The sequence below is a fragment of the Pontibacter ramchanderi genome, from assembly GCF_002846395.1.
Lineage (GTDB): Bacteria > Bacteroidota > Bacteroidia > Cytophagales > Hymenobacteraceae > Pontibacter > Pontibacter ramchanderi.
Genome location: NZ_PJMU01000002.1, coordinates 1086229 through 1111340, shown reverse-complemented (window position 1 = coordinate 1111340; position 25112 = coordinate 1086229). Strand labels below are relative to the sequence as shown.

The window sequence follows — 25112 nt, the reverse complement described above, 5'->3', positions numbered from 1 at the left end:
GTTAAATTGTTGATGGTTGCTAACTATAGGCTTGGTTGTTATTTACTTCGCTTTAATAAAGTTGCTTTGGTCTCCATGCATAATCGAACTCCTTAGCCTGTGGACCGATATTTCCAAAATCAATGGTTACTGTATTTCCGTTTTTGTCATTACTGAACTGATTGTCAAGCATAAGACAGAAGCCAATGATTAATTCATGGTTGCTATCATCGTCAGCCACTATTTTGTAGTTGTCTCCTTCAAACCACGTTACCATCTCCTTATCCCACCAAGCTATTTGAAGATTGTTCTTATAAACGGAATGCTTATGCCCTTTGTGCCCGAAGATTTCATACAGGTCGGCTCCGTCCTGGCATTGGTAGTGAGACTTCCAGAGTGAGACTGTACCAAATTCGATTACGTCTCCATCCCATAGCGTCACCTTATACTTCGGGCTGAACCATGACCACCTTTTTGCCATGGTGAGCCTCGCTCGAGAATTCTGATTGTCGAACAGGTGTAGCTTCGGCATAAAGCCTATCAGCTGGGATGAAGCGAAATACGTTTGTTCTCCGTTGATAAATATCCTATACTTATCGCCGAACGCGATTTTCTTCTGATTTATGTCAATCACCATCCTTTACTAATTCAAGTACATATCAAACTAATAGCTAGACGGTCGATGCGCCATTGAATAAACTCGTTAATGATACGATCATCATGTATCGAGTTCACCAAGTTAAAATAAAAAAAGGAATGCAGCGCAGCTTTCGGCTGCACCACATTCCTAAATATACCTTGGTCAAGAGCGGCTTAGTTATTACGCAGTGGCACCTTCTTTCAGGCGCTCGGCGTTTTCTGCTATACGCAGCTCTTCCACGAAGTCTTCAATACCGCCATCCATTACGTTTGGCAGGTTATATACCGTGTAGCCAATGCGGTGATCGGTTACGCGGCCCTGTGGGTAGTTGTAAGTACGGATCTTATCAGAGCGGTCGCCGCCGCCTACCATGCTCTTGCGCTGAGCACCCTCGGCTTCGTTTTTCTTGGCCAACTCCACCTCAAAAATACGCGAGCGAAGTACCGCCAAAGCCTTATCAAAGTTCTTGAGCTGCGATTTCTGGTCCTGGCACTGGGCCACGATACCTGTCGGGATGTGCGTGAGACGAACGGCTGAGTAAGTCGTGTTCACCGACTGACCACCCGGGCCTGACGAACAGAAAAGATCCTTGCGGATGTCGTTCATGTCGAGCTCGATGTCGAACTCCTCCGCCTCCGGCAGCACCACCACCGACGCTACAGAGGTATGGATACGGCCCTGTGTTTCGGTGGCCGGTACACGCTGCACACGGTGCACGCCCGACTCAAACTTGAGCTTGCCGTACACGTCTTCGCCCGACACGCCCACAATAATTTCTTTGTAGCCCCCGGAAGTGCCCTCGGTGGCATCCATCAGCTCCATGCGCCAACCCTGCTTCTCAGCAAAGCGGCTGTACATACGGTACAGGTCACCGGCAAAGATAGAGGCCTCGTCGCCACCAGCTCCTGCACGGATTTCCATGATAATGTCTTTGCTATCGTTCGGATCTTTCGGGATGAGCAGTTCTTTCAGGGTATCTTCCATCGCCTCACGCTGCGGAATCAGCTGGTCCAGCTCTTCCTTGGCCATCTCGCGGAAGTCCTCGTCCTTTTCGGTCGCAATCACCTGCTTGGCATTGTCGATGTTGCTCAGGATGTTGAGGTACTTCTTATACTCTACTACTATCTTGTCAAGGTCCTTATACTCTTTATTCAGCGATTTGAACTTCTTCATGTCGCTGGCCACATCAGGCTGGATAAGCAGTTGGCTTACCTCTTCAAACCTTTGATTAATGGCTTCTAATTTATCTAACATCGCTCTGTTATGGTTTTAAGCTGCAAAGATACTAAATTGGCGTTTAAGTAATAAAACATAAGTGCTGGTTGCAGCTGTTATATTACTTATTTATCCTACTACAAATTTGTATCGAAAGATGTTCAAAGCCCGCTCCCTGCTCGCTACTATAACCTTAAGCACAGCCTTTATAGTTTCAGGCTGCGATGTGAAAGTGAAACCAATAGAAGGAGGAAAGGAAATTGCCCAGGAGCTGGAGCGCCACAAGATCAAGCGCCTCACGCAGCAGGACATCATCAACACTGCTCAGAAGTACGGTGACTCTATTGTGGTGACGGCGGAGCGCCTGCATGTGCAACGGCTGACGGAGCACCTCGCCCAGGGAGGTATGGCGGCCGCCCTACCTTACTGCCAGCCCGAAAGCTTTGAAGAGGTGGAGACGCAGCAGCACAAGTTCGGCGCCATCTCACGCCGATTCAGCGAGCGCCCACGCAATCCGCAGAACCAGGCAAAGGGCGCCACAGCACAAGCACTGGCCAGGTATAGCAAGGGGCAGGAGCAGCAGGCCACAGTCGAGGCATTAAGCCCGGACGAGATAAGGTATACCGCTCCGATATACCTGCGCGACGAAACTTGCCTTAGCTGCCATGGCACGGTGGGCCAGAACCTGAGTGAGGCAGACGATTCTCTTATTAAGCAGAAATACCCGCAAGACCAGGCTGTTGGCTACAAAGCGGGCGATTTAATGGGCGTCTGGGAGCTCACTTTCGACAAGCTCGATCTGGTGGCTTTCCTTAACGACCAGCCCAAGAAAAGCCGGCGGCCCCGCTAAACATTTCGCCAACGTGGTAGTTTACGGCCCAGACAACCCAATGATGATGACAAACATCACTGCATGTTTAGTCCGAAACCTTTAACTTTGCACCCAGTATGATTAGGCTATACCTGATCTAATGTTTAAACTCTAAATCATATAGAATATGGCTGTAATAGTAGCAACCGATAACGATTTCAATAACGTGCTCAACTCAAACCAGAACGTGGTAGTGAAATACTACGCTGACTGGTGCGGCAGCTGCCGTTTGTTTGCCCCTAAGTTCAAGCGTATGTCTGACGAGGAGGGTTTTGCCAATGTAGCTTTCGTGGACGTGAACGCCGAAACCAGCCCGGAGGCCCGCAAACTGGCCAGCGTAACAAACCTGCCTTTCTTTGCTGTCTTCAAAAACGGTCAACTGGTAGACACCGTAGCTGCCAGCAAGGAAGAAGCCGTTCGTGATCTGATCAACAAACTGACTGTTTAGAAATGAAGATACCTGTTATAAAAAAACTAGTAGAAACCCAGTCGATAGAAGCGCTCACAGCAGCCGAAGAAGCGCTGATGGAGGAGCAGCCACTCGCCATAGAAGTAGAAGGTGACGATGAGGGTGAGCAACTGACGCACGTGATTGCCGCTGCCTGGATTCTGAACTATATGAACGACAACAGCGTGGACTTTAAAACCGCCCTGCGCGAGTACACCAAAAAGGTGCGTGTTTCCATCAGCTAATATTACCTGATAAGTATAAAAAGCAGGAGGCCCCGAAGCAATGTGTTTAGGGGCCTCCTGCTTTTCAGCATGCGCTGCTCACGTTTACAATTTATTTTTGGCGAAGTACTCCTCTGCCAGCTTTCCGCCCATCTCGGTGCAAATGCCCCGCACATAGTACAGGTAAATGCTGCGGAACACTTCGGCCAGTTCGTACTTGGCAGGCGGAAAAGAGGCCGGATTGATCATCATGAAGAATTGTTCTACAATGATCTTCGTAACCAACTGCAGATTGATGTCTTTGCGGAAGTAACCCTGCAGGATGCCTCTGTTCAGGATCTCGCCATTAACATGCTGGTTATTGTCAATGATATTCTGCATGCTTATTTGCCAGGCCTCCGGGTACTGCTGCAGATCGCCAATGTAAACCGGGTTCACCTGTTTGATCGCATGAATGCCATCCTGCAAAAGCAGCATGATCTCCTCTACCGGGTTTGTAGCCTTCAAGAGCAACGCCTGCTGCCTTTTTCGATCCACCTCCATATCATGAAGCACAACCTGCTTTACCATGTTCTCCCGGCTCGGGAAAAGCTCGTGAAAAGTGGACTGGCGAATATCTAATTTCCTGATCAGCTCTGCATCCGAGTTCGCCTCTATACCTTCGTGCTTAAAAATTAGCAGGAGCTCACCTAATATGGTTTCTAAAAAAGTCATTGAACAGGGAAAGTCATCAAGCTGTAAAAGTGGTTAAGTCACTATACGCAATAATAAGCTTGATGTATGTTGTAAGTTTGCTTTTGCAGTTTCGTCAGAAACATGCAAATGTAAAACAATAAGTTGCACCCTGCAAACTGTTCCACCGCCGGTGGCAGGCTCGGTTATAGTAAGGCCCAGATACTTATGAAGAAAACGGCCTGCACCAGGTATACATAGGGAGCTAACCGGTTGCGCTTGTAAATGGGGGCTTTCTGGAAATAAATCTGAAACAGAAATGCCAGTACCAACCACCCCAGGTAGTTTGACCAGGGGATGTCCCCACCTTTCCAGTCCCAGAAGTCGAAGGCGACGGCCACCGGCTCCAGAAAGAAATCAAGCCCAACCATCAACAGGGCAGCCAGCAATGCTTTAGTTAGCCAGTGCAGGTTCAGCATGTTTACCAAATGCCCCGTGGTGTAGACGAGCATCAGCCAGTTAAGCCCGATCAGCAGCGGCACGTCCAACAACTTCAATCCCAGCGACTCACCATAGGCATAATCTCCGAACACTAGGCCAGTATGCACCCCTAGCACCTCCGCAAAAAAACCAACCGAAGCGATTACCCCTGCGAAAAGCAGGAAAGCTGCGTTCCAGCGCCGATGGAAGGAAAAGAGCAGGACATTGGTGAGGACCAGGTTCATAGGCGTAAGCCGCTGAAACTTCTCGGGTTCGCCACTAAACAGAAGCCCCCAAAAGCCCACTGCATGAAAAATAGCCAATACTCCCAGAGCTACTGCGAAAGCATAGGGCTTCAGGCGCTGCTGCAAAGGGATGGCCGGCTGGTATGGGTGTGTGGTCTCAGGCATGATGTTTTGATCGGTTAACTGATGTTACGACAGGCACCAGGTTACCCACTATACGGGCAGAAAGCAAACACAGCGGTATACCCCCGCCCGGGTGCACACTGCCGCCGCAAAAGTAGAGCCCTTTGAGTTTGGAGCTGAAGTTCGGGTGCCGCAGAAAGGCCGCCATGCGGTTGTTGGAGCTGCTGCCATAGAGCGCCCCTGCGTAAGACGACGTTTGCTGCTCGATCAGCAGCGGGTCCAGCACCTGCTCGCAGGCAATTACCTGTTGCAGATCCGTTTGCAGCATGCGGCTCAGCTTTGCTGTCACTGCCTGGCGTGTCATGCTGATGAGTTGCTCCCAGTCCTGGCCCTGGTGGTGCGGCACGTTTACCATCACAAACCAGTTCTCACAGCCCGCAGGCGCATCATGCTTTTCCATTTTGGAGGTGATGTTCACGTACACCGTCGGGTCGGGGCTGATGGACTTGTGCCGGAAAATGTGCTCGAACTCCTTTTGATAGTCCTGGCTGAAAAAAATGTTGTGCAGGTGCAGCTCCGGAAATTCGCGCGCTATACCCCAGTAGTAGATCAACGCTGAACTGGAGCGTGGTTGCTGCAGCGTCTGTTCAGGGGCCGGTTGGTCAGGCAGCAGACGGCGGTAGGTCGGCACCACATCCATGTTACTCACCACTACGCCGGCGCTATACCTGGCCGAGCTGGTTTCTATACCTGTGGCCCTGCCATTATGCGTGATAATCCGCTCTACCCGCTCGTTATACCTGAACGCCACGCCCAGCTCTTCGGCCAGCTTCACCAGACTGGCCGCAATGCTGTAAATGCCGCCTTTCGGGTAAAAAGCGCCGATGTTGTGCTCCAGGTGCGGGATCAGGTTGAGCGTGCCCGGCGCCTGGTAAGGGTCAGAGCCGTTGTACGTGGCAAAGCGATCGAGCAGCTGCACAAAACGCGGATCCTTGAATAGCCTGGCATTGGCATCGTGCATGGTCGTTGTCAGCCCCAGGTCCGACAGGCAACCCAGCGCCTTGAGCACATCGGTGCTCAGGTAGGTATCGAGCCGATGCAGCGACTTATGCAGAAAAGTATCTGCCGTGCCCTTGTAAAGGCGGGCGCTCTTGGCCAGCACCTCCTGTACGTCCTGTGCCCTTACGCCCAGCTGCTGCTCGGCTTCGGTGGCAAACTTTTCGGCGTCGGCATAGGCTTTCAGGTGACTGCCGTCGGGCCAGAAGTAATGTGTAATCGGGTCGAGGCGGGTATAGGTAAAATAGTCGGAAGGGTTGCGGCCAGCCAGCGTGAAGAGTTCGTCGACGAGGTGCGGCAGCGTGAACAGCGAAGGGCCTGCATCGAAGCGATAGCCCTGCAAGTCGAACTGGTGCATCTTTCCGCCAAATGAAGCATTGGCCTCGAACACGGTCACATCATAGCCTTTCACGGCCAGCCTTATGGCCGTAGCAATGCCTCCTATACCTGAACCGATGATGGCCGCTTTCGTCATACCCGAATGTAATCAGATTATTTCTTTCCTGCACTTAACTGCGAGGGTGGGGCAAAGGTTTTGAGATTGTTTCTTATACTTTTAAATGAGGTATAGGAAGGATTTCAAATATTCATGATTTTATATGTATCTTATACCTGTCTCATGTTTTCAATTTGCTCAACTATGAAATTCATTTCTAGGCAGAAGTACCTGCTGGTTGTTTCTCTCGCCTGTTTTCTAGTAGTCATGGTCGGCATATTGGTAACCACTTTGGTGAAACGCCAGTCTAACCAGTATACCTATAAGCAGACCGAGCACGTTCCTATTTGCTATACAGGTATAATTTTTGGCGCTGGCATTCGCGATGGTAAACCCAGCAAGTACCTGAAGGATAGGCTCGACGCAGGTATACAGCTGTACAAGGCAGGCAAGGTACAGCGTCTGCTTTTATCAGGAGACAACAGCAGCCGTAACTATGACGAACTTAAGGTGATGCGTGACTATTGCCTTTCAGAGAATGTAAGGGCTGAGGATATTTTCCTGGATTTCGCCGGCTTTGATACCTACTCTACCCTATACCGCGCAAAGGAGGTTTTCAAGGTGGACCGGGCCGTGCTTGTTTCGCAGAACTATCACCTCGACAGAGCCATCTACATCGGCAGATCACTTGGGCTTGACAGCTATGGTTATATAGCGGATAAAGGGCATTATGTGGGATATCGTCGCAATTATCTGCGAGAGGTGCTTGCAACTGTTAATGCATTTATGGAGGTGAACTTAAACCGGAAGCCTAAATTTCTGGGTGAGACAGTCGACATTCAAGGTACTTCAAACGCCCTGCTCCACTACTAAGCTATACCTTCCGAAACACCTTTCTGTAAACAGGACCGCGCATTCCAAAGGTAGCCCGCATCAGTGGGTATAATATTATGTCCAACACCTTGTGCCCGGTGCTATAATCGATAATATCGTGAATGACGGCGCCGTTGCCGTGTTGCGTGACCAAGTGCTTGTGCCGCCAGCTGCGCAGAGGCGGGGGCACTTCCTGGCCTTCGTCCACAAACCAGGCTTCCGTGTCGGTGATCTCACGCGCTGTAATCAGACTAGTCCAACGAAAGGATCTTATACCTGTCTGCAACTCCACCGCTACCACATCGCCAGGCGCGCTACCGTCAAAGCGCAGCAACTTCAGTCGGGGGTAAGGCGGTGCCAGCTTTCTGAACAGCTGCTCATCAAAAGCGTGGAATACGCTCAGGTAGTCCTGCTGCACTGTTGTTTGGAGATGGAGGCGCATTTTATGAGTTGCTAAAATAATGATGGTTAGATTGTTACCCTCTGGTTTTCATATTTTTTGCATTCTAAAAGATTTGTTCAAAACTCACTGTCATGCTGTAAGAAACTTGGTTAGAGGAGAGATGAACCTACGCTACCTGCAACCAAGATTCTTACAGCATGACAAAGATGCTAGAATAAACCACCTGCTCTTGTTGCTTGCTATACCTGCCAATAAGACTGCTATACCTCTTAACCAGACAAGTACCATAAGGTTATACCTGGCTTCGATCTGCCCACAAAAAAAGCCGCAACATACATACTGCTGCGGCTTCGTTAAAATCATTTACCATTAAATCAAAAATCCAACCATCAACAATTTAACAATTCAAACCTTAGCTCAACAGGTTGTCAATGTCCTCTTTTGTCAGGCTTTTGATGATGTTTTCGTCGGTGCTGATCAGGTCGGTTACAAGTTGGATCTTGCGGTTTTGCAGCGCCAGGATTTTTTCCTCCACAGTGTCTTTGGTGATGAACTTGTAGGTGAACACCTTGTTCTGTTGCCCGATGCGGTGGGCCCTGTCTACAGCCTGCGCTTCCACGGCCGGGTTCCACCAAGGGTCCAGAATGAACACGTAGTCTGCAGCGGTCAGGTTAAGGCCAACGCCTCCGGCTTTCATCGAGATCAGGAACACCTGTATGCTCGGGTCGTTTTGAAACAGTTCTACCTGCTGTTGGCGGTTCTTTGTATTGCCGTCCAGGTAGGCATACGTGATTTCCTTTTCATCAAGCGCCTGCCGGATGATCTCCAGGTGCTTCACAAACTGACTGAAAATAAGCACTTTGTGCCCTTTGGCTACAATGCTCTTCGTCATTCGCATCACCTCCTTCAGCTTACCCGACTCGCCTTCGTAGCCAGGGTCGGTCATATAAGGGTGGTTGGCTATCTGCCGGAGTTTCATCAAGCCCTGCAAGAGCACAAACTGCGTGTTGCCCGGCCCGTTTTCCTCCAGGCTGGTCAGGATCTTGTTGCGGTAATACGACTTGGTCTCCTCGTAGGCGTGCTCCTGCTCCTCTGTCATTTTACAGAAGGTGGTATGCTCAATCTTAGGCGGCAGTTCGCGCGCCACCTGCGACTTGTGTCTGCGCAAAATAAAAGGCTTGATCAGGGCATGCAGCCGGCGCGTCTTGTGCTCGTCCTTCTCCTTCTCAATTGGCTTCAAAAACTCTTTCCGGAAGAAATGCTGATTGCCCAGCAGCCCCGGGTTGATGAACGACATCTGCGACCAGAGGTCCATGGTACTGTTCTCCACCGGCGTACCCGTCAGAATCAGGCGGTGGCGCGACTTCAGTGAGCGGACGGCTTTGGAAGTATTGGAGTCAGGGTTTTTAATGGCCTGCGACTCATCCAGTATGATATAATCGAAGTAGTAGTTTTTGAGCAGTTCTGTGTCCAGGCGCACAATGCCGTAGGAAGTCAGGATGATATCATAATCCTTAAACTGCTCCACGTTCTTGTCGCGGTAGGTGCCGGTATAGGTCAGGATGCGTAATTCCGGGGTAAACTTCTGCGCCTCGTTCAGCCAGTTGTAGATAAGGGAGGTAGGCATTACGAGCAACGTGGCCGACTCGGCTCCGTTTTCCTTTCGGTGCTGCAGCATGGCCAGCGTCTGCACCGTTTTGCCGAGGCCCATATCATCGGCCAGGCAGCCCCCAAACTTAAAGTCCTTGACAAAGTGCAGCCAGTTGTAGCCTGCCTTCTGGTAAGGGCGCAGTTCGCCCTGGAAGCCTGCCGGAAGTGGTTTGTCTTCTATGGCGTCAAACTCTCGCAGCTTCTCCAGTTTTCGCGTCATGGTCACCTGGGCCAGATTGCCGTTCTGCAGGTCGTTGACCAGCGCCATATGGTGTTTGCGCAGCGTTAGCTGGTGCTCACCCTCCGAGAAGGCAAAAAGCTCAATGTATTGCGTAAACCACTCTTCAGGTATAATGGCCACTTGCCCGTTCGGCAGCACATACTCGTTGTTGCGGGTCAGGATGTGGTTCTTGAGTTTTATGAACGGAATCTCAAACTCCCCGAAGCGCACGGTACCGTATATGTCGAACCAGTCGTTGTTCTCGGTTATACCTACCTGCACGGATATTTCGCCGAGGAAGTAGTTCTTGCCACTTTTCTCAGACTGCTCTACCGTGAAGCCAAGCTCCTCCAATGCCTGCAGGTTGCTGTTGAGCCAGGAGAAGGCGGCACTCTTATCGAGTACGGCCTGCCCGTTCTTTACCTCCAATTCGCGCTTGGCCAGCTCTTTTACATACTGTTTTTCGTGCACGGCATCACGTATGAGCTTATGGAAGATGTAGGAGTCCTCGGTTTTCTCCATGCTCACACTCACGCGCTTTGCGTCCTGTGCCTCCACCATGTGCTCGCCATACCTGAAGGACAGATTGAATAGAATTTTATCGGCTGCGGCAGCCTTATCCACTTTGCTGGCCTCACTACCGCCATTGCTCAGCAGGGCATTCACATCAGCGGACTTGATCTCAGAAAAGTTAAGGTATGGCCTTGGTCTGAGCTGCTGCGGTTTTATCTCAAACCCGTTTGGTTTCACGTCGAAGGACTCTACCAAAGAAGCCACGAATTTGCGGTAGTAGTTTTCCTCCACAGTGCGCGGGATCAGGATGAACTTTTTGTTCAAAAAGGGTTGCAGCTTTTTACCGTCGATGCCGCTTTCAAAACTGTATACCACCCCATCCAGCATAAGCCAGGCCGGCTCATAGCAGATGAGCACTGCATTGCGGTACTGGAAGTGAAGCTTCTCGCCTTTGTACCTTACAGTAGGGTAGTAGTGGGTATTGTCTTCGTTTCGGTGCAGGTGAAAGCGCACGGTCGCTTTGTCGTCCGCCACCTGGATTTCCTTCCAGGTCGGGTCGCCGTCTTTGCCCATGATGAAGGTGCGCCGGTCCTGGAGCATTTCCAGAATCTTGTTCATTCGCACCTGTATGTAGTGGCTTATCGCCTCCTGCATGTTTTTGTCGCCCTTCTCAGGGTCGTATACCTTCAGAAAAAAATCAACAGGGGAGAGCTTCTTGTTCGAAAACTTCTTCAGCACAGCATCCTGCTGTATCTGGTCGATCAGTTCGATGAGTTTAAAATCTTTGGCTTCGAGGCGAGCGGAGAACTCGTCGGCGTTTTTGGCAGAAATATTCTGGTGCTGCAGCGTGAGCTGTCCCTTGGTATTAATCTGCACCACAAAAGATTCGAACAGGTACCCCAGGTACTCATGCTCAAACAGCGAGTAGATTACCTGAAACGGCTGTGTGGTGTATACTTTCATGCAGGTACAATATTAGGACACCAAATTTACCCCTAAAACTCCTCATTTCCTACCTAATACTCTTGAAATTAGCGCCGCCAATCAAAATATTTTTATATTCCGGGTGTTACCTGATAGCCTGTAGTACATTAAAGGCTTTTAATCTCAATATATAGAGCCAACTCTATGTTTAAGTAATACTTCTATTGATTCTACCATCCTGAGCTAGTTCGCTACCATTTCCGATCAACCAGTTATCGCTCCAGGTATAATGCTAGTTCAGGGAATAGGCTTGATTTTCTTTATGCATATTCAGGAGGCACACAAAGGGCAAGGTTATGGTTCCTGCACTAAACCATGTTATGATCCAAATGTTTTGAGTATTCAGGTATAACACACCAGTGGTTAGCTGACCGGAGGCTGCATTGGGTAGGAGTAGAGAAAGCGGGATGAGCCGTGGCTATACCTTACAGGTTGTCGCGCACAGACATGGCCGCGGCTTTGCGGGCAGGCCGGATAGATACCAGCATGGTAATGATGACAATGGCGGCACCTGTCAGCACAAAGTCCATCAGTTCCAGTTTGACTGGGTACGAGTCTACCACCGAGGTGGCCATCCCCATTGATACGATGCCGAACGTTTGCTGCAGGTTAGCAATCAGCATACCCAACGACAGGCCATACGAAGCTCCGATAAAGGCAACCAGCGCCCCCTCGAACAGGAAGATGTTCCGGATTTGCTCTTTGGTAGCCCCCATCGAGGCCAGCACCGCAATGTCTTTCTTCTTGTCGATCACCAGCATGGAGAGGGAGAAGAAAATATTGAGCGAGGCTATAAGCAGGATAAACGTAAAAGTGATGAACACGAAAAGCTTCTCCACTTTCACGGCCCGCAATAGGCTGGTGTGCTGCTCATCGCTGTTCTGTACCAGAAAACCCTCACCAAGCACTTTCTGCAAAGAGCGTTTCACTGTTTCGATGCGGAAGCCGTTCTCAACTTTTATCTCAATAGCGGTGCGGCGCCGGCCATATTCCATCAGTTCCTCTGCAAACTGTATGGGCACAAACACATAGGCGTCGTCGTATTGCCGCTCAATGGCAAACACACCACCAGGGGTTATCTGCAGCGATTTAAAAGATCCCTCGGGGTTGAGCGGATTGAACTTGGTGTTGCGTGGGTACAGAAACTGCATGTACGTAAACTCGTTGCTCGTCCGGACGGACAATTGATACTGCACACCCCGGCCGAGCAGCGCGTAGTAATTATCGTTGGCGTACAAGTTGTAGTGCCCCTCCACTACCGAAGAGCCAATCCTGTTCTGCTCAAAGAAGTTCTCACTCACGCCCTTAACCTTCACCACCATCTGGCGGTCGTTGTAACGCAGCAGGGCATTGTCTTCGATCACCTCCGTTACCAAGGCTACGCCGGGTGTGCGGCGTATCCGGTTCATGAACTCCGTGTCCGTTTCGAAAGACTTGCCCTCCGCAGCCGATATCTTCAGATTAGGGTCAAAACTGGTATAGATCGTTCGGATGAGGTCTTCAAGGCCGTTGAACACCGACAGCACAATGATCAGCGCCGCCGTGCCCACCGCTACCCCGATCATAGCAATATTGGAGATAAGGCTAATGATGTTCCTCTTCTTCTTAGAGAAAAAATATCGTTTCGCTATGAGGTAAGGGACGTTCATTTAGCAGTTTCGGGTGCTTAGGCTAAAGGTTGATTGTTGATTGTTGATTGTTCTTACAAAAATTTTCGCGTCTAGGCATTTTTGAATATCAGGCTTGGCTGTTCCTTATACCTGCTTTGCTATACCTATTGAGTAAGATTGGCAGCACGATCTGTTTACAACTGCTTCAGCAATTTAGTAATTATGCCATCAACAATTTAACAATCAGTAATTAACAATTTAAATTATTTCCACGCTTTCACAATTAGTCCCGTGCCTGAGGCGTGCTTGCCGTTTACATCAAACCAATTCAGCAACAGGCTTATCGGAAATGTAATCAGGTAGTAGAAAGGAAGTAGAATGAAAAACGCTTTAGAGGTGTTGAGCATCAGGAGCGGGTACTTCATAGAGAGGCGCCACGAGATTTGCCCTGGCTTGCCGTAGGAGTAACGCGCTTCTACTTTGCTGAACCCGGCAGATAAAAGCTTATCCTGAATTTCCTGGATGTTATACCCATCGCGCACGTGCTCTTCTATAAATGAGGTTTCATCGTCGCCGTGCACGTCCGACCCACCCTGGTCCGATGGCGTGGAGATCACCAGTATGCCGCCCTGCACCAATGATGCCTGAAAGTTCCGGAACACCTCCACATCTTCCAGGATATGCTCCATCACATCCACCGACAAGATCAGGTCGTAGGTGTTTTCTTCGCGGTACTTTACCAGGTCACCAATACGGAACAACACGTTCTGCCGCCCGATAGCTCTGAAAAAGCGGTTACTGTCTGAAATCTGCTCTTCTTTTACGTCAACGGCCAGTATGCTCCACCTGCTACTTTGGCTGGAGAGCCAGTAGGTATATTGGCCAAAGCCAGAGCCGGCATCCAATATGTGCTGCTCCTGGTTTTTGCGGCTGGATGCCCACTCACGAAGCTCTTTGTGCACATGCCAGGCACGCAGCAGGAGCAAGTCCAGTAGGTTATAAAATACGCGGCGCAAGAATGGGGTTTTGTTGAAAACATCGCCCAGCACGCGTTTAATCGGGTCGTACTGCATAAGGGTGTTGCTGCTGCTTAGCGGATATAGGTATCGTCGTCCTCGTCCTCCTCAGGGGCCGGAGGTATGTCCAGGTTTGAGAACAGCTTGTCGATCTTAGCGGAGTACTCTGCGGTATCGTCAAGGAAGAACACGAGTTCAGGTATAACACGCACCTGCTTTTTGATGCGCTGGGCCAGCAAATGCCGGATCGTTTTGGTGTTGACCCGCAGTTCCTGCAAGAGCATCTCGTTGCCATCCTTGGCGTTCATCACGCTCAGGTATACACGCGCCAGGCCCAGGTCAGGCGATACGCGCACCACGCTTACCGATATGTAGGCGCCCCCGAACAAGTGTGGCACCTCCCGCTGGAAGACCTCTGCCAACTCCTTCTGAATAAGGCGCGAAAATTTCTGTTGTCTTTTACTTTCCATATTGAAGATGCAAATATCATATTAATTTCGCATTTTTACCCCAATTGTGCCGTACTCATTTCGGCTCAGGCTGGTGTATAGTTCTTTCTAACTCCGTCTTCCTTTGATTAGTTACTTCCGAAGCATACTGCCTTCCCGCTTATTTTTGCTGGTGTTCCTGTTCCTGGCTATCCGGCTGCCGCTTGTCTTTTTGGGTATACCTGCCACTGCATCCGAGTTGCTGCACATGCTGGTAGGGGAGCGGATGGCCGACGGCTATGCCATGTACCGCGATATTTACGACACCACTGCGCCGCTTTCGGCCTTTGTGTACTGGACCATCGATGTGGTGGCTGGCCGCTCATACCTGAGTTACCGGATTGTGGCGACCCTTCTGCTCCTCTTCCAGGCCATTATGTTCAATGTCACGCTCAACCGGCACCAGGTATACGCTGGCAAAGACTACATCCCGGCCCTGCTATACCTGCTGATGGGGAGCCTCACCTATGAGTTTGACATGCTGACGCCGCTGCTGATCGGCAACACGTTTATCATTTTGTCGCTGCCCTACATTATTACAATTTCGCGGGAGGGCTTTGAAAACAACCGGCTGTTTGTGGGTGGTTTTATGGTGGGACTTGCGGCGCTTAGCTACCTGCCACTGGCACTGTTTCTGCTGGTGGCGGCATTTGGGGTAGTGCTTTTTGCTTCGAACACGTTTAGGAGCTTCCTGCTGATGCTGTGCGGTTTTGCCTTCCCGTACGCTGTGCTGATCACGTATTACTTGTATACCAATACTACATCGCAATTTGTGGAGATGCACCTGTTGCTGCCCTGGCAATTTGGCATCAATCCTTTGGTGCCTCCTGCACATTTGGCCTTGGCGATGGCACTTCCCGCAGCCATATTGCTTCTTTCGCTTATCAGTACCACTTCGCTGCCGCAGCGCCTTGTATTCCAAGGCAAGTTTCAGCAACTTATGACGGTGTGGCTCGTCGTCAGCATTATCGTGCTGCTAACCCGCCATGAGCTGTCAGTGGGCTCCTTTGTTGTTGTGCTGCCGCCCATCGCTTACTTTGGCGAATTCCTCTTTACAAGCCGCATGAAGAAGTGGCTTTTAAACCTTTTGTTTTTTGTCTTGCTCGGTGGAGTCTTGCTGATCCGTTACCGCCAGCCCTTAGGAATAGCCGCTTTTGTAAAAATCGATGACTCTCGGCTGTTATTGCCAGACAATGGGGCTGGAGATAAGATAAAAGGCAGCTCTGTACTGGTACTTGGCGATGACCTGAGCTACTACGCGCATAATAAGCTAGCCACGCCCTACCTGAATTGGCAACTCTCTAAACGCCATTTCGGTCATCTTGACGAGTACCAAGCCGTTTATGACCTTTACCAAAACTTCCGCCAGGAAACTCCTGAATACATTGTAGATCAGGCCGGACTTATGTCGCAGCTGAAACACAAACTGCCGTCCGTTTTCGAAGGTTATGAGCCTACGCAAACAGCGGCAGTTTACAAGAAGGTCCGTTAAGCGGCGCTATACCTGACTTAGCAAACCGGAATTTTATCTACGCGGTTCTGATGGCGACCGCCCTCGAACTCTGTCTCCAGGAATACACGCGTCATGTCAGAGGCAACCTCCTGCGATACAAAGCGCGCAGGTATACAGAGGATGTTCGCATTGTTGTGCTCCCTTGACAACTTCGCCAGTTCAGTTTGCCAGCAAAGGGCCGCTCTTATCTCCTGGTACTTGTTGGCTGTCATGGCTACACCGTTTCCGCTTCCGCAAATCAGTACACCAAAGTCGGCCTCTTTGCTCACCACGGCCTTCGCGAGCGGGTGCACATGGTCAGGGTAGTCCACGGAGGCGTCGGAGCCCGGGCCGAAGTCTGTCACTTCGTGGCCTGCCGCCTCTAACTGTTCCTTCAGGAGTTTTTTGTAAGTAAAGCCGGCATGGTCGCCGCCGATTGCAATCTTATATCCCATAGCTTAAGCGTTATTTTCGTTCAATCTTTTTAAGTCGCGCTTTATGATTCTTCCCGATACACTGATGCTCACTTCATAAAGGATTACCAGCGGAAAAGCGATCAGCAGCTGGCTGATCACATCGGGAGGTGTAATTACCGCAGACACAATTAAGATTACGATGATTGAATGTCGGCGGTATAGCTTCATGATTTCCGGAGAGAGTAAGCCCGCCTTGGTAAAGAAGTATACAATGACTGGAAGCTCAAACATAAGCGCACAAGCCAGGCAAAGCGTTGTGAGCGTGGAGATGTAAGACGACAGGTCGAACTCATTCAAGATGGACGGGTCTACCTGATAGCCGGCCAGGAAATTGATCGAGATCGGAGCCACGACATAGTAGCCGAACAGTAACCCCATGCCAAACAGCAGCGACACCCAGAACACCGCCCCGCGCGAGTTCTGCTGCTCCTGTGGGTAAAGGCCCGGCCTCACGAATCGCCATATTTCCCAGAATGCGTACGGGAATGCCAGTGCGAGCCCTAGAACCAGCGACACCATGAGGTGCATGGAGAACTGGCCGCTCATCTGCCGGCTTTGGATTGTAAAGCCCAGATCGTCGATGCACAGCGCACTCGAGCCAACATACTGCCCGATCTTGCACATCATCTGGTAGCTAAAAAAGTCGGTACGCGACGGAGCCAGGATAATATCGTGAAACACGAAGCCCTTGGCCAGGAAGGCAGCCGTAGCGAACACAAGAATGGAGGCTACAGAGCGTATAATGTGCCACCGCAACTCCTCCAAATGGTCCACAAAGGACATTTCCTGCTGCTGCTCCGCTCCCTCGAGGTGTGGTTGGTCCATTAATGATGGCGCTTATGAAGTGTATTTTAGGTTATTAATAGGCGAAAAGTGGGTATTGCTGCATCCAGCTGTTCACCTCTTTGCGCACTGCCTCTATTTTGCTATCGTTGTCGTTATTAGTCAGCACATCATCGATCAACTCCACAATACGGGCCATATCCGTTTCTTTCAGACCACGCGTTGTAATGGCAGCCGTACCCACACGCATACCTGATGTCACGAACGGCGACTTGTCATCGAAAGGCACCATGTTCTTGTTGATCGTGATATCTGCCTTCACCAAAGTGTTTTCGGCCAGTTTGCCTGTTAAGCCTTTAGAGCGCAGGTCGATCAGCATCATGTGGTTGTCGGTACCGCCAGAGATGATGTTATAGCCACGCTCCACAAAAGCGTTTGCCATCGCCTGTGCATTTTGCTGTACCTGTTTGATATAGCCCATGTAGTCATCAGACAAAGCCTCGTAGTAAGCCACTGCCTTCGCCGCGATCACATGCTCCAGTGGTCCGCCCTGCGTGCCCGGGAACACTGCGCCGTCCAGCAAAGAAGACATCATGCGTATTTCGCCTTTCGGTGTTTTCAGTCCAAAAGGGTTTTCAAAATCTTTCCCCATCATGATCATACCGCCTCTTGGTCCGCGCAGTGTTTTGTGCGTGGTAGTGGTTACGATATGGCAATGCTCAAATGGGTTATTCAGGAGTCCTTTGGCGATCAGACCAGAAGGGTGGGAGATATCGGCCAGTAGAAGTGCTCCTACCTCATCAGCTGCAGCACGTAGTTTTTTGTAGTCCCAGTCGCGGCTATAGGCTGAGGCGCCGCAGATGATCAACTTCGGTTTCTCACGGCGGGCTGTCTCTACTACTTTATCAAAATCAATCAGACCAGTTTCCTGCTCTACACCATAGAAGCTCGGCTGGTACAGTTTTCCTGAGAAGTTAACCGGAGAACCGTGCGTCAGGTGACCACCATGCGACAGGTCAAAACCAAGGATCTTGTCGCCTGGCTGCAGTACTGCCAGCATCACCGCCGAGTTTGCCTGCGCTCCGGAGTGCGGCTGCACGTTTACCCAAGTAGCCCCAAATAGCTCTTTGGCGCGGTCAATTGCCAGCTGTTCTGACTGATCTACAATTTCGCAACCGCCATAGTAGCGTTTGCCCGGGAGGCCTTCGGCGTACTTGTTGGTCATCACACTGCCCATGGCTTGCATCACCTGGTCCGATACGAAGTTTTCGGATGCGATCAATTCGATGCCGTGGGTCTGGCGTGCTTTCTCTTTTGCAATCAGGTCAAATATAGCGGTGTCTTTCTGCATGGCTTCTTTGGTTTTATATTCCTTCAAAATTAAAGCTTGCACCTGAATAAACCAATGTTTCAAATGTTTATATCAGGAAGGCGCAGGTATGGCGGCGGTTATACCTGTGCTATACCTTGAATGATGGATTTTGCTATACCTGCCCAAGCTATACTATACCTAAGTAGGTTGACTATACCTGAGTAAAAAAAGAAGGCCCGCCTAATTGGCGGGCCTTCTTGCTATAAGTTAAGCTATGGGTCTACTGCTTCATCAGTTTCACCTGCTCTGTCTTACCGTTGAACTCTGCCATCAGGATGTAAATGCCTGTTGGCAGGTTGTTGTTCAGGTTCAGAAGGATCGTGTTCTCACCTTCTTCGATATCGTAGCTCAGGTTCTGAACAGCCGAACCATTCATGTTCACAATACGCACATTCAATTTGCCAGCTCTATCGGCATTGTAAACCAGCTTAGAGTCAGCATTGATTGGGTTAGGATACACTCTTGGACCAACTGCCAGGTTAACTCCGTTAGATGATACAGCTACTACTTTGCTGTACTCAAATGTACCATCCAGGTCCACTTGCTTCAGTCTGTAGTAACGTGTGCCGTTGAAGTTGCCTTTGTGGTTGAACTGGTAGTCCTGACGCAGCGAAGTTGTGTTCACTTTGCTCTTCACTTTGCCTACCGCCTTAAACTCACCTTTCAGGTCTTCTGTCATCTGCACCTCGAAGTAGTCGTTGTCCAATTCAGACGCTGTAGCCCATGTTAGTTGAACACTGTTACCTTCTTTTCTAGCGTTGAAGGCGATGAGTTCTACTGGGAGAGGGATGATCGCATCACCGTTCAGCTGCAGTGACTTAGTTGAAGCTAATAGATTTGTGCTGTGTCTTAAAGAAGTTGTGTATGACCCGCTTTCTTCTGGTGCGAATCTTACAGTTACTACTTGCGCAGCTACATTTCCGTTTTCATCAACTGTTAGATCAAAACCTTTTGAGTATTCAACATCAACGCCCTCGCGCAGTGCAGTGTATGGTTTTGTACCATCAGCAAATGATATACTAAGCGTCTCCTCTCCAACAGCCAAGTAGCTTGCGCTCAACGTATAAGATTGTGTCAGCACCTTACCAGGTTCAGTGGAGAACTTCATTCCAGTTATATCTTGGCTATTCTGAACGAAGCGGATAACAGGCTGGTTGATGAACAATTCAGTATCGCTTTCTTCATCGCCTCCAGTAGATGTGATAGCTACTATGTTGGTTGTAGCACCATTAGGCACAATCATTTCCAGCGAGTATTCAGTATCCTCGTAGAAATTTCTAACTGAAGTTGAACCAATTTTGATCGTGCCTACACCTAGCAATTTGTATCCTTTCACAAAAACTGTTTCAAGCAATCTAGCGGCATTATTTTCATCAATGATTCCATTTCCCTTTTCGAAGTGTACAATCATTGGCGTTGTTACATCAAATGCCTCTGTAGACATTGCATCATCTACAATATTTTCCACTCGGATAGTACCTGATATGGCGTTTGCTGGTACTGTTACTTCCAACCAGGTACCCCATATGTCATCATAATTGCTTACTATTCCTTCAACCTCTAGCTTTTGCTCTTCTTCATTTGGAATCGCATAAGCTGTGTTGTGGGTCTTAAAGAACACCCTAGCTTTTCCAGTGCGGCCATCAGTTGTGATGTCCCATAGGTTGGTACCGTTTATTCTTACCGTCGACCTTACCGCACCTGTCGTTGTGGCAATGCCCGTGATTGTCGGCGCATTTACTACTCTGAAGTTCGTTTCACTTATTACAGTTGTACCAACACTATTCACGCCTTTATTATAAGGCGTAGTTACCGCGATTGGACCAGCCACTGCGCCTGTCGGAACAGACAAGGAGATTTGTGTTCCCTCAGCATTCACTGTGAATCCAGATGTCATCACCACTTCATCACCTTCAGCAGTTGTTCCCAAAAACTCAACTTTTGTTGTCTGGTCGAAGTTTGTGCCATTGATAACAAATGAAGTGGAAACAGGAGAACCGGCAGTACCTGAGTTCGCAACAAAAGTATTCGTTGTTGCTATGGTTGGTGCACCAATGATAGTCAGTGAGCTTTGCGTTCTCACACCGCTACCGCTACGGATGGTAACCGCGCCAGTGGTCGCATCTTGTGGTACTGCTACTACAAGTTGCGTTTCAGTAGCGCTCACAATAGTGGCATCTGTGCTGCTTCCATTAAACCGTACAATTGGGTTAGCTTGGCTTACTGCTTTCTGCTCTTTATCGTAATACCCCATGAAGTTAGCACCTGTGATTGTCACCTGAGCGTCTGTACCTGCATACGCTTTGCTTGGCGAGATTGCTGTAATGCTCGGTTTAATCACTGTGAAGTTATTCGTTTCTTCGCTACTTCCAGTTTTAGTCCTCACTTGTAATGTTCCTAATCCCCCTCGGGTTGGGTCTTCAATGAAAGGAGCTACGAAAGTAATTGTACCTCCCGTTTCACTTTGTACTGTTGACACAGTATCAACAGGCACCCCTTTAAAGGTTAAGCCCAGGATATCAACGAAGTTATCACCTGTAATAGTTACCGTTTGTCCCGCATAAGCCGGATTAATAGTATATGCATTGATTTTTGGCAACAGAATATAGAAAGTTTCGCTATACCCTATGCCACTCGGAGTTTCTACACTTATAGAACCTGTTCTTGCTCCTACTGGCACTTCTACTGTTATGCTTGCATCTGTTGGAGTTCCGATTATTTTGGCAACAGCTCCATTGAAGTTCACAACAGGCGTAGCATCACTTACTACTTCCGTTCCATTGAAGTATGTTTTGAAATCCTTACCTGTAATAGTTACTGTTGTTTGCTCTGCGTAACCTTCGTTAACCGAGATAGAGGTGATAACCGGCTCGATCACTGTATAGTTAGTTGAGCTGCTACCTACTCCTGCTGGCGTGGTCAAAGCTATAGGACCTGTTCCAGCATCAAATGGGGCTTTCACAGTAATTGACTCTACACCATTTTCATCTACAGCTATTGTAACACCTGAAATGTCAGCAGCTTTTCCATTAAATGTTAATCTGGTCATGTTGGTGAAGTAGTTACCTGAAATGGTTACCAGTTCATTCGCATAACTTGACTCACGTGATACTGATGTGAAAACAGGAATGGGTACAATGAAGTTCTCTGGGCTGATACCAGTTCCTGCTGGCGCTGTTACCTGAATTTTACCTGTAACGGCAGCATAAGGAACGGTAGTTATGATTTGTGTTCCTTCAGCGTTAACAGTGAAAGGGGTTGCCTCTGCATCATCGCTTGCTACAGCAGTCCCCAGGAAAGTAACTTTAGTAACTCCTGTAAAGTTGCTACCTGTAATGGTGACAACCGTACCCGCTACGCCGCTACCTTCTTTCTCTACCAATGTGATTATAGGAGCAGGTATAACCGTGAAGAGGTTTTCCTCTGTGTTGTCCACTTCAACTCCATCTACCAGCAGCGCCAGTGGACCTGTAGTGGCCTCCATTGGCACAGCTACCGTCATTGATTTCGCTGTTCTTCCTGTTTCGATTGGTGTTGCAGGTGTACCGTTGAATTCAACTGAGGTTACTTCGTTCAGCAACCAACCTGTAATTGTAACTATATCGCCTACCTTACCCTCTATTGGGTTGAAGCTAACGATTTCCGGTTTTGTTACGATTTCGTAGATGTCCGTGCTATGCTCGCTATCACCAGCAGCATTTGTAACCATCAGTTTACCTGTAACGGCACCAACAGGCACAGCTACGGTTAGCTGTGTGTAAGTCTCGTTCACATTTGCGCTTGCAATTGTTACTGTTGTCTCATCATCAGCTTCTTCACTACCAAGGAAAGTTACTACCAGGTTTTCTCCGTAGAAGTTTGTACCTGTAATAGTAATAATGTCACCAACAATGCCTCTCAGTGGTGATATTGTAGCGATAGTTGGTTTCTGGATAATCTTAAACTCTGTCTGGCTTGTTCCAGGACCTACTCCATTTGTGATTTCAATCAGGCTAGTTTCTGCACCCACTGGTACAACCGCCGTCATCAATTCATCAGAAACTATCTCAAAAGAGGCTGCGTCTAATGCACCGAATTTAACCGATGTAGTATTTGTGAAATTATAACCCTCAATCGTCACTTCATCACCAGCTACCCCTTCTACAGGGTTGAAAGCTGTTATTACCGGGATCAGAACAACTTCATATTGTTGAGTTGTAATAGTTGTACCAGCAGGGTTTGTCAAGCGAAGCACACCAGTTGTGGTACCTGCAGGAACTGTCACTACCAATTCATTATCTTTAGAATTTGGCGTTACCAAAGTCACTGTTTGTTCGGCACCTTCTGTGCTTCCCAGGAATGTTACTTCAGATACATACTTCAGATACTGACCCGTGATGGTGATTGCTCTGCCAAGCGGGCCCTTGGTTGGGCTGATGCTGACAACTGAAGGCTGATAGATAACTTCTAAAGGACCTTCCCATGCTCCTTCACCACCTTTTGTTTTTACAGTGATGCTACCAGTAGCCATCCCTATTACGAGCGGGAATGTGATTTCTGTCCCAGCTTCGTTTACCTGGAAGCCATTTGGTGATGTCTCAGCATTATAGAGTCCAAGCGAGATGCTACCGAAAATTACTTGTTCAGCGGTCTGGAAATTTTCACCAGTAATCTTCACAATGTCTGTAGTCCCTTCAGCTGGAACGATACCATAGACGGAGCCGCCAGTAGTGGTAGTTACAGTCGCAATAACTGGCGTTGGCACAAAGTTAAACACCTGCTCACTTTCGTCTTCTTTGCCAGCACCTGACGCAATAATTCTGATAGTGCCAGTTTCTGCATCAGACGGTACTGTTACAGTTAACTCGTCATCTCTTGTCGGTTGTGCAATGGTAGCCTCTACACCTGCACCATTGTTACCGGCAAACAGCACAGTAGCTACACTCGACATGTTTGTGCCAAACAGCTTAATCTGCATTCCTGGCCCGGCTGTGTTTGGGCTGAACTGGAATTTGCTGGATTCAGCATCATAATCAGCAAACTTCGGCGCAGGCACATCGAACGCAACAGAACTTTCATCTTCTCCTGCTGGCGCAAGTACTTTTATTACACCTGTGCCTGCCCCGAGTGGTACTGATATTTTTATAGTGCTATCGTTAACTACACTTAAATTGGTTGCTTTTATTCCATTGAACTGTACCTCTGTTACTGCTAGAAAGTATTTACCATAGAGGGTTACCTCATCGCCAGCACTGCCAGAGACGGGGTAAAACTCAAAACCTGCATTCGGTTCTCCTTCTTGCGCTAAGATTTGAGGACCTAGAACATTGAATGTTGGCGTGCTCACTGTTGAGCCTGCTGGGCTAGCAATTGTTAATGGACCTGATGTAGCTCCTAACGGAATAGTTACTGTAATTTCTGAGTCTTCTGTTTCTACTTCGTATTTGATAGTAGTAGGATCTGCTGCTACACCATTAAACAGCACTTGATTTACTCCAGTTAAATTTTGGCCATAAATGGTGATTGTCCGACCAGGCGCTGCTTCACCTGGGTTGAAAGCTGTGGTCACATTAAATACCGGCGCTGGCACAACAAATTCGTTTTCACTTATTACAAATCCATATGGGTTTACAACAGTAATCTTGTCTGTCTTTACACCGTAAGGCACGGCTACTGTCAGCATTCCATCAGCTTTGTCGATCGGTGTTGCTACTATGTCGCCAAAGTATACTTGGGTCGCCTCGTTCAGGTGCTTACCAGTTATAGTTACCACCTCCTTTGGAAGCCCTAGAGCTGGTGTAAAGCCAGCAATCTCAGGTTCTTGAGATACCGTAATAGCATCTAGGAAAACATAGGCATTCGTCACTTCCTCCAACTGAAACCTGATATTGGTTGCGTTATTTGGCAGGTATAAGCTGTTACGACTAGTGGTAGTTGTAACCGAAACAAGTTCTTCTGAAACATTTGTTTCGCTTTCTCCCTCATAAAGCTGATAACTCACGCGTACTTTCGCATTGTATGATGAGCGCGTCGTACTCGCCTTCAAACTATAGCTAACTTTGTAGCCTGTTTGCCCTATATTACCTGCATCCTGTAGCTTCACATTCACATACGAATCTGTATACCGTAGTTGAGCAGAGCCGCCTATAGTACTAGGTGCCAAGTCGTCGCCATCTGTTACAAGTTTGTTGGACGTTACTTTGCCACCTTGAGTTGATCCTAACCACGGGCCTTCATAGCTGACTGTCGTATTAGTAGTAGGAGCCTGCGCCATTATAGCGGAGACCAGACCCAGCATAATCACGCACTGCAGGAGCAGAGAACGTAAAAGCCGGCCTAATGGAGGGGTGTAGAGTTGTGCCATAGCTAAAAGTTAAGAGTTAATAAATTTTTGTGCAGTTTTAATGCTAAGTTAATTATCACAAAATAAGATAATTTATCTTTCACTTTTGCAATATAAGCCACTGTTTTTTTGTCTGATTTTAACTCACAACTTCTAAGCTTCGTTTTTGATGCGTTTGAGCACCTTTTTAAAAAGTGCCTTGATTTAGTTATTTAGAAACTTTTCAGATTTATTTTTTATATATAGAACTAAACAATGTTAAGACTTAACTTTTCTATTATTGCATAAAAATATTATATATAGTGATCGGATATTATTTAATTTCTAGCTCTAGTACAATATGCCTATTTAATAGCACTGTAAAACTATCCAATTCATTTGGTTAGGAACTTAGTCATTCGCCTCAATTCAGGTCTACATACACCTATTTAATGCCTATTAACTAATTGCGACTATATGCGACAATATTAGTTAAACGCGCAAATAGGCGTGCCCCGTTTGCTCTTATTTCACTCATAATG

19 protein-coding genes are annotated in these 25112 nt (G+C 48.5%); 5 read left to right on the top strand and 14 right to left on the bottom strand.

The window, feature by feature from the left end:
* Nucleotides 1-52: 52 nt before the first annotated feature.
* Together BD749_RS11880 and prfA are read right to left on the bottom strand one after the other, a co-directional pair.
* Nucleotides 53-616 (bottom strand): LURP-one-related/scramblase family protein, encoded by a 564-nt coding sequence (locus BD749_RS11880; RefSeq protein ID WP_101444539.1) that lies wholly within the window; start codon nucleotides 614-616, stop codon nucleotides 53-55.
* Nucleotides 617-799: 183 nt separating this feature from the next.
* Complete coding sequence (gene prfA, locus BD749_RS11875) at nucleotides 800-1873, bottom strand: peptide chain release factor 1 (RefSeq protein ID WP_101444538.1); 1074 nt, start codon at nucleotides 1871-1873, stop codon at nucleotides 800-802.
* Nucleotides 1874-2066: 193 nt separating this feature from the next.
* Between prfA and BD749_RS11870 the strand changes: the two genes are divergently transcribed.
* From BD749_RS11870 to BD749_RS11860, 3 genes are all read left to right on the top strand, one after another.
* Nucleotides 2067-2684: a Tll0287-like domain-containing protein gene (locus tag BD749_RS11870; RefSeq protein ID WP_245869083.1), complete on the top strand. Its 618-nt coding sequence runs from the start codon at nucleotides 2067-2069 to the stop codon at nucleotides 2682-2684.
* A 148-nt stretch (nucleotides 2685-2832) separates the two neighbouring features.
* A complete protein-coding gene (locus BD749_RS11865) occupies nucleotides 2833-3153 on the top strand; it encodes a thioredoxin domain-containing protein (RefSeq protein ID WP_101444536.1) in 321 nt (106 codons plus the stop codon).
* Between the two features lie 2 nt (nucleotides 3154-3155).
* Entirely contained in the window at nucleotides 3156-3398 is a 243-nt protein-coding gene (locus tag BD749_RS11860) for a DUF6952 family protein (RefSeq protein ID WP_101444535.1), read from the top strand.
* Between the two features lie 84 nt (nucleotides 3399-3482).
* On the opposite strand, the gene BD749_RS11855 is transcribed toward BD749_RS11860, so the two are convergent.
* The 3 genes from BD749_RS11855 to crtD form a co-directional block, all read right to left on the bottom strand.
* A complete protein-coding gene (locus BD749_RS11855) occupies nucleotides 3483-4091 on the bottom strand; it encodes a TetR/AcrR family transcriptional regulator (RefSeq protein WP_101444534.1) in 609 nt (202 codons plus the stop codon).
* 164 nt (nucleotides 4092-4255) lie between these two features.
* Entirely contained in the window at nucleotides 4256-4939 is a 684-nt protein-coding gene (locus BD749_RS11850; RefSeq protein WP_101444533.1) for a carotenoid biosynthesis protein, read from the bottom strand.
* Nucleotides 4932-6428 (bottom strand): 1-hydroxycarotenoid 3,4-desaturase CrtD, encoded by a 1497-nt coding sequence (crtD, locus tag BD749_RS11845; protein WP_101444532.1) that lies wholly within the window; start codon nucleotides 6426-6428, stop codon nucleotides 4932-4934. The genes BD749_RS11850 and crtD overlap by 8 nt, the downstream gene beginning before the upstream one ends.
* Before the next feature lie 165 nt (nucleotides 6429-6593).
* Here crtD and BD749_RS11840 point away from each other — a divergent pair, with 165 nt between their 5' ends.
* Complete coding sequence (locus BD749_RS11840; protein ID WP_180336390.1) at nucleotides 6594-7262, top strand: SanA/YdcF family protein; 669 nt, start codon at nucleotides 6594-6596, stop codon at nucleotides 7260-7262.
* Nucleotide 7263: 1 nt separating this feature from the next.
* Here the strand turns inward: BD749_RS11840 and BD749_RS11835 are convergent, their stop codons facing one another.
* From BD749_RS11835 to rbfA, 5 genes are all read right to left on the bottom strand, one after another.
* Complete coding sequence (locus BD749_RS11835) at nucleotides 7264-7704, bottom strand: SRPBCC family protein (RefSeq protein WP_101444530.1); 441 nt, start codon at nucleotides 7702-7704, stop codon at nucleotides 7264-7266.
* Nucleotides 7705-8077: 373 nt separating this feature from the next.
* Nucleotides 8078-11011: a DEAD/DEAH box helicase gene (locus tag BD749_RS11830; RefSeq protein ID WP_101444529.1), complete on the bottom strand. Its 2934-nt coding sequence runs from the start codon at nucleotides 11009-11011 to the stop codon at nucleotides 8078-8080.
* 446 nt (nucleotides 11012-11457) lie between these two features.
* Entirely contained in the window at nucleotides 11458-12681 is a 1224-nt protein-coding gene (locus tag BD749_RS11825; protein ID WP_101444528.1) for an ABC transporter permease, read from the bottom strand.
* A gap of 224 nt (nucleotides 12682-12905) precedes the next feature.
* Complete coding sequence (locus BD749_RS11820) at nucleotides 12906-13715, bottom strand: class I SAM-dependent methyltransferase (RefSeq protein WP_101444527.1); 810 nt, start codon at nucleotides 13713-13715, stop codon at nucleotides 12906-12908.
* A 17-nt stretch (nucleotides 13716-13732) separates the two neighbouring features.
* Complete coding sequence (rbfA, locus tag BD749_RS11815) at nucleotides 13733-14128, bottom strand: 30S ribosome-binding factor RbfA (RefSeq protein WP_101444526.1); 396 nt, start codon at nucleotides 14126-14128, stop codon at nucleotides 13733-13735.
* A 103-nt stretch (nucleotides 14129-14231) separates the two neighbouring features.
* Here rbfA and BD749_RS11810 point away from each other — a divergent pair, with 103 nt between their 5' ends.
* A complete protein-coding gene (locus BD749_RS11810) occupies nucleotides 14232-15638 on the top strand; it encodes a hypothetical protein (RefSeq protein ID WP_143741257.1) in 1407 nt (468 codons plus the stop codon).
* Between the two features lie 17 nt (nucleotides 15639-15655).
* On the opposite strand, the gene rpiB is transcribed toward BD749_RS11810, so the two are convergent.
* From rpiB to BD749_RS11790, 4 genes are all read right to left on the bottom strand, one after another.
* Nucleotides 15656-16093 (bottom strand): ribose 5-phosphate isomerase B, encoded by a 438-nt coding sequence (gene rpiB / locus BD749_RS11805; protein ID WP_101444524.1) that lies wholly within the window; start codon nucleotides 16091-16093, stop codon nucleotides 15656-15658.
* A 3-nt stretch (nucleotides 16094-16096) separates the two neighbouring features.
* Complete coding sequence (gene tatC / locus BD749_RS11800; protein ID WP_101444523.1) at nucleotides 16097-16939, bottom strand: twin-arginine translocase subunit TatC; 843 nt, start codon at nucleotides 16937-16939, stop codon at nucleotides 16097-16099.
* A 34-nt stretch (nucleotides 16940-16973) separates the two neighbouring features.
* Nucleotides 16974-18248 (bottom strand): serine hydroxymethyltransferase, encoded by a 1275-nt coding sequence (gene glyA / locus BD749_RS11795; protein WP_101444761.1) that lies wholly within the window; start codon nucleotides 18246-18248, stop codon nucleotides 16974-16976.
* A 241-nt stretch (nucleotides 18249-18489) separates the two neighbouring features.
* On the bottom strand, nucleotides 18490-24357 hold the full coding sequence (locus BD749_RS11790; RefSeq protein WP_180336389.1) for an IPT/TIG domain-containing protein: 5868 nt from the start codon (nucleotides 24355-24357) through the stop codon (nucleotides 18490-18492).
* Nucleotides 24358-25112: the final 755 nt, after the last annotated feature.

Coding starts and splice junctions, on each gene's coding strand:
- BD749_RS11880 (WP_101444539.1), bottom strand. CDS start 616: ATGGTGATTGACATAAATCAGAAGAAAATCGCGTTCGGCGATAAGTAT.
- prfA (WP_101444538.1), bottom strand. CDS start 1,873: ATGTTAGATAAATTAGAAGCCATTAATCAAAGGTTTGAAGAGGTAAGC.
- BD749_RS11865 (WP_101444536.1), top strand. CDS start 2,833: ATGGCTGTAATAGTAGCAACCGATAACGATTTCAATAACGTGCTCAAC.
- BD749_RS11860 (WP_101444535.1), top strand. CDS start 3,156: ATGAAGATACCTGTTATAAAAAAACTAGTAGAAACCCAGTCGATAGAA.
- BD749_RS11855 (WP_101444534.1), bottom strand. CDS start 4,091: ATGACTTTTTTAGAAACCATATTAGGTGAGCTCCTGCTAATTTTTAAG.
- BD749_RS11850 (WP_101444533.1), bottom strand. CDS start 4,939: ATGCCTGAGACCACACACCCATACCAGCCGGCCATCCCTTTGCAGCAG.
- crtD (WP_101444532.1), bottom strand. CDS start 6,428: ATGACGAAAGCGGCCATCATCGGTTCAGGTATAGGAGGCATTGCTACG.
- BD749_RS11840 (WP_180336390.1), top strand. CDS start 6,594: ATGAAATTCATTTCTAGGCAGAAGTACCTGCTGGTTGTTTCTCTCGCC.
- BD749_RS11835 (WP_101444530.1), bottom strand. CDS start 7,704: ATGCGCCTCCATCTCCAAACAACAGTGCAGCAGGACTACCTGAGCGTA.
- BD749_RS11830 (WP_101444529.1), bottom strand. CDS start 11,011: ATGAAAGTATACACCACACAGCCGTTTCAGGTAATCTACTCGCTGTTT.
- BD749_RS11825 (WP_101444528.1), bottom strand. CDS start 12,681: ATGAACGTCCCTTACCTCATAGCGAAACGATATTTTTTCTCTAAGAAG.
- BD749_RS11820 (WP_101444527.1), bottom strand. CDS start 13,715: ATGCAGTACGACCCGATTAAACGCGTGCTGGGCGATGTTTTCAACAAA.
- rbfA (WP_101444526.1), bottom strand. CDS start 14,128: ATGGAAAGTAAAAGACAACAGAAATTTTCGCGCCTTATTCAGAAGGAG.
- rpiB (WP_101444524.1), bottom strand. CDS start 16,093: ATGGGATATAAGATTGCAATCGGCGGCGACCATGCCGGCTTTACTTAC.
- tatC (WP_101444523.1), bottom strand. CDS start 16,939: ATGGACCAACCACACCTCGAGGGAGCGGAGCAGCAGCAGGAAATGTCC.
- glyA (WP_101444761.1), bottom strand. CDS start 18,248: ATGCAGAAAGACACCGCTATATTTGACCTGATTGCAAAAGAGAAAGCA.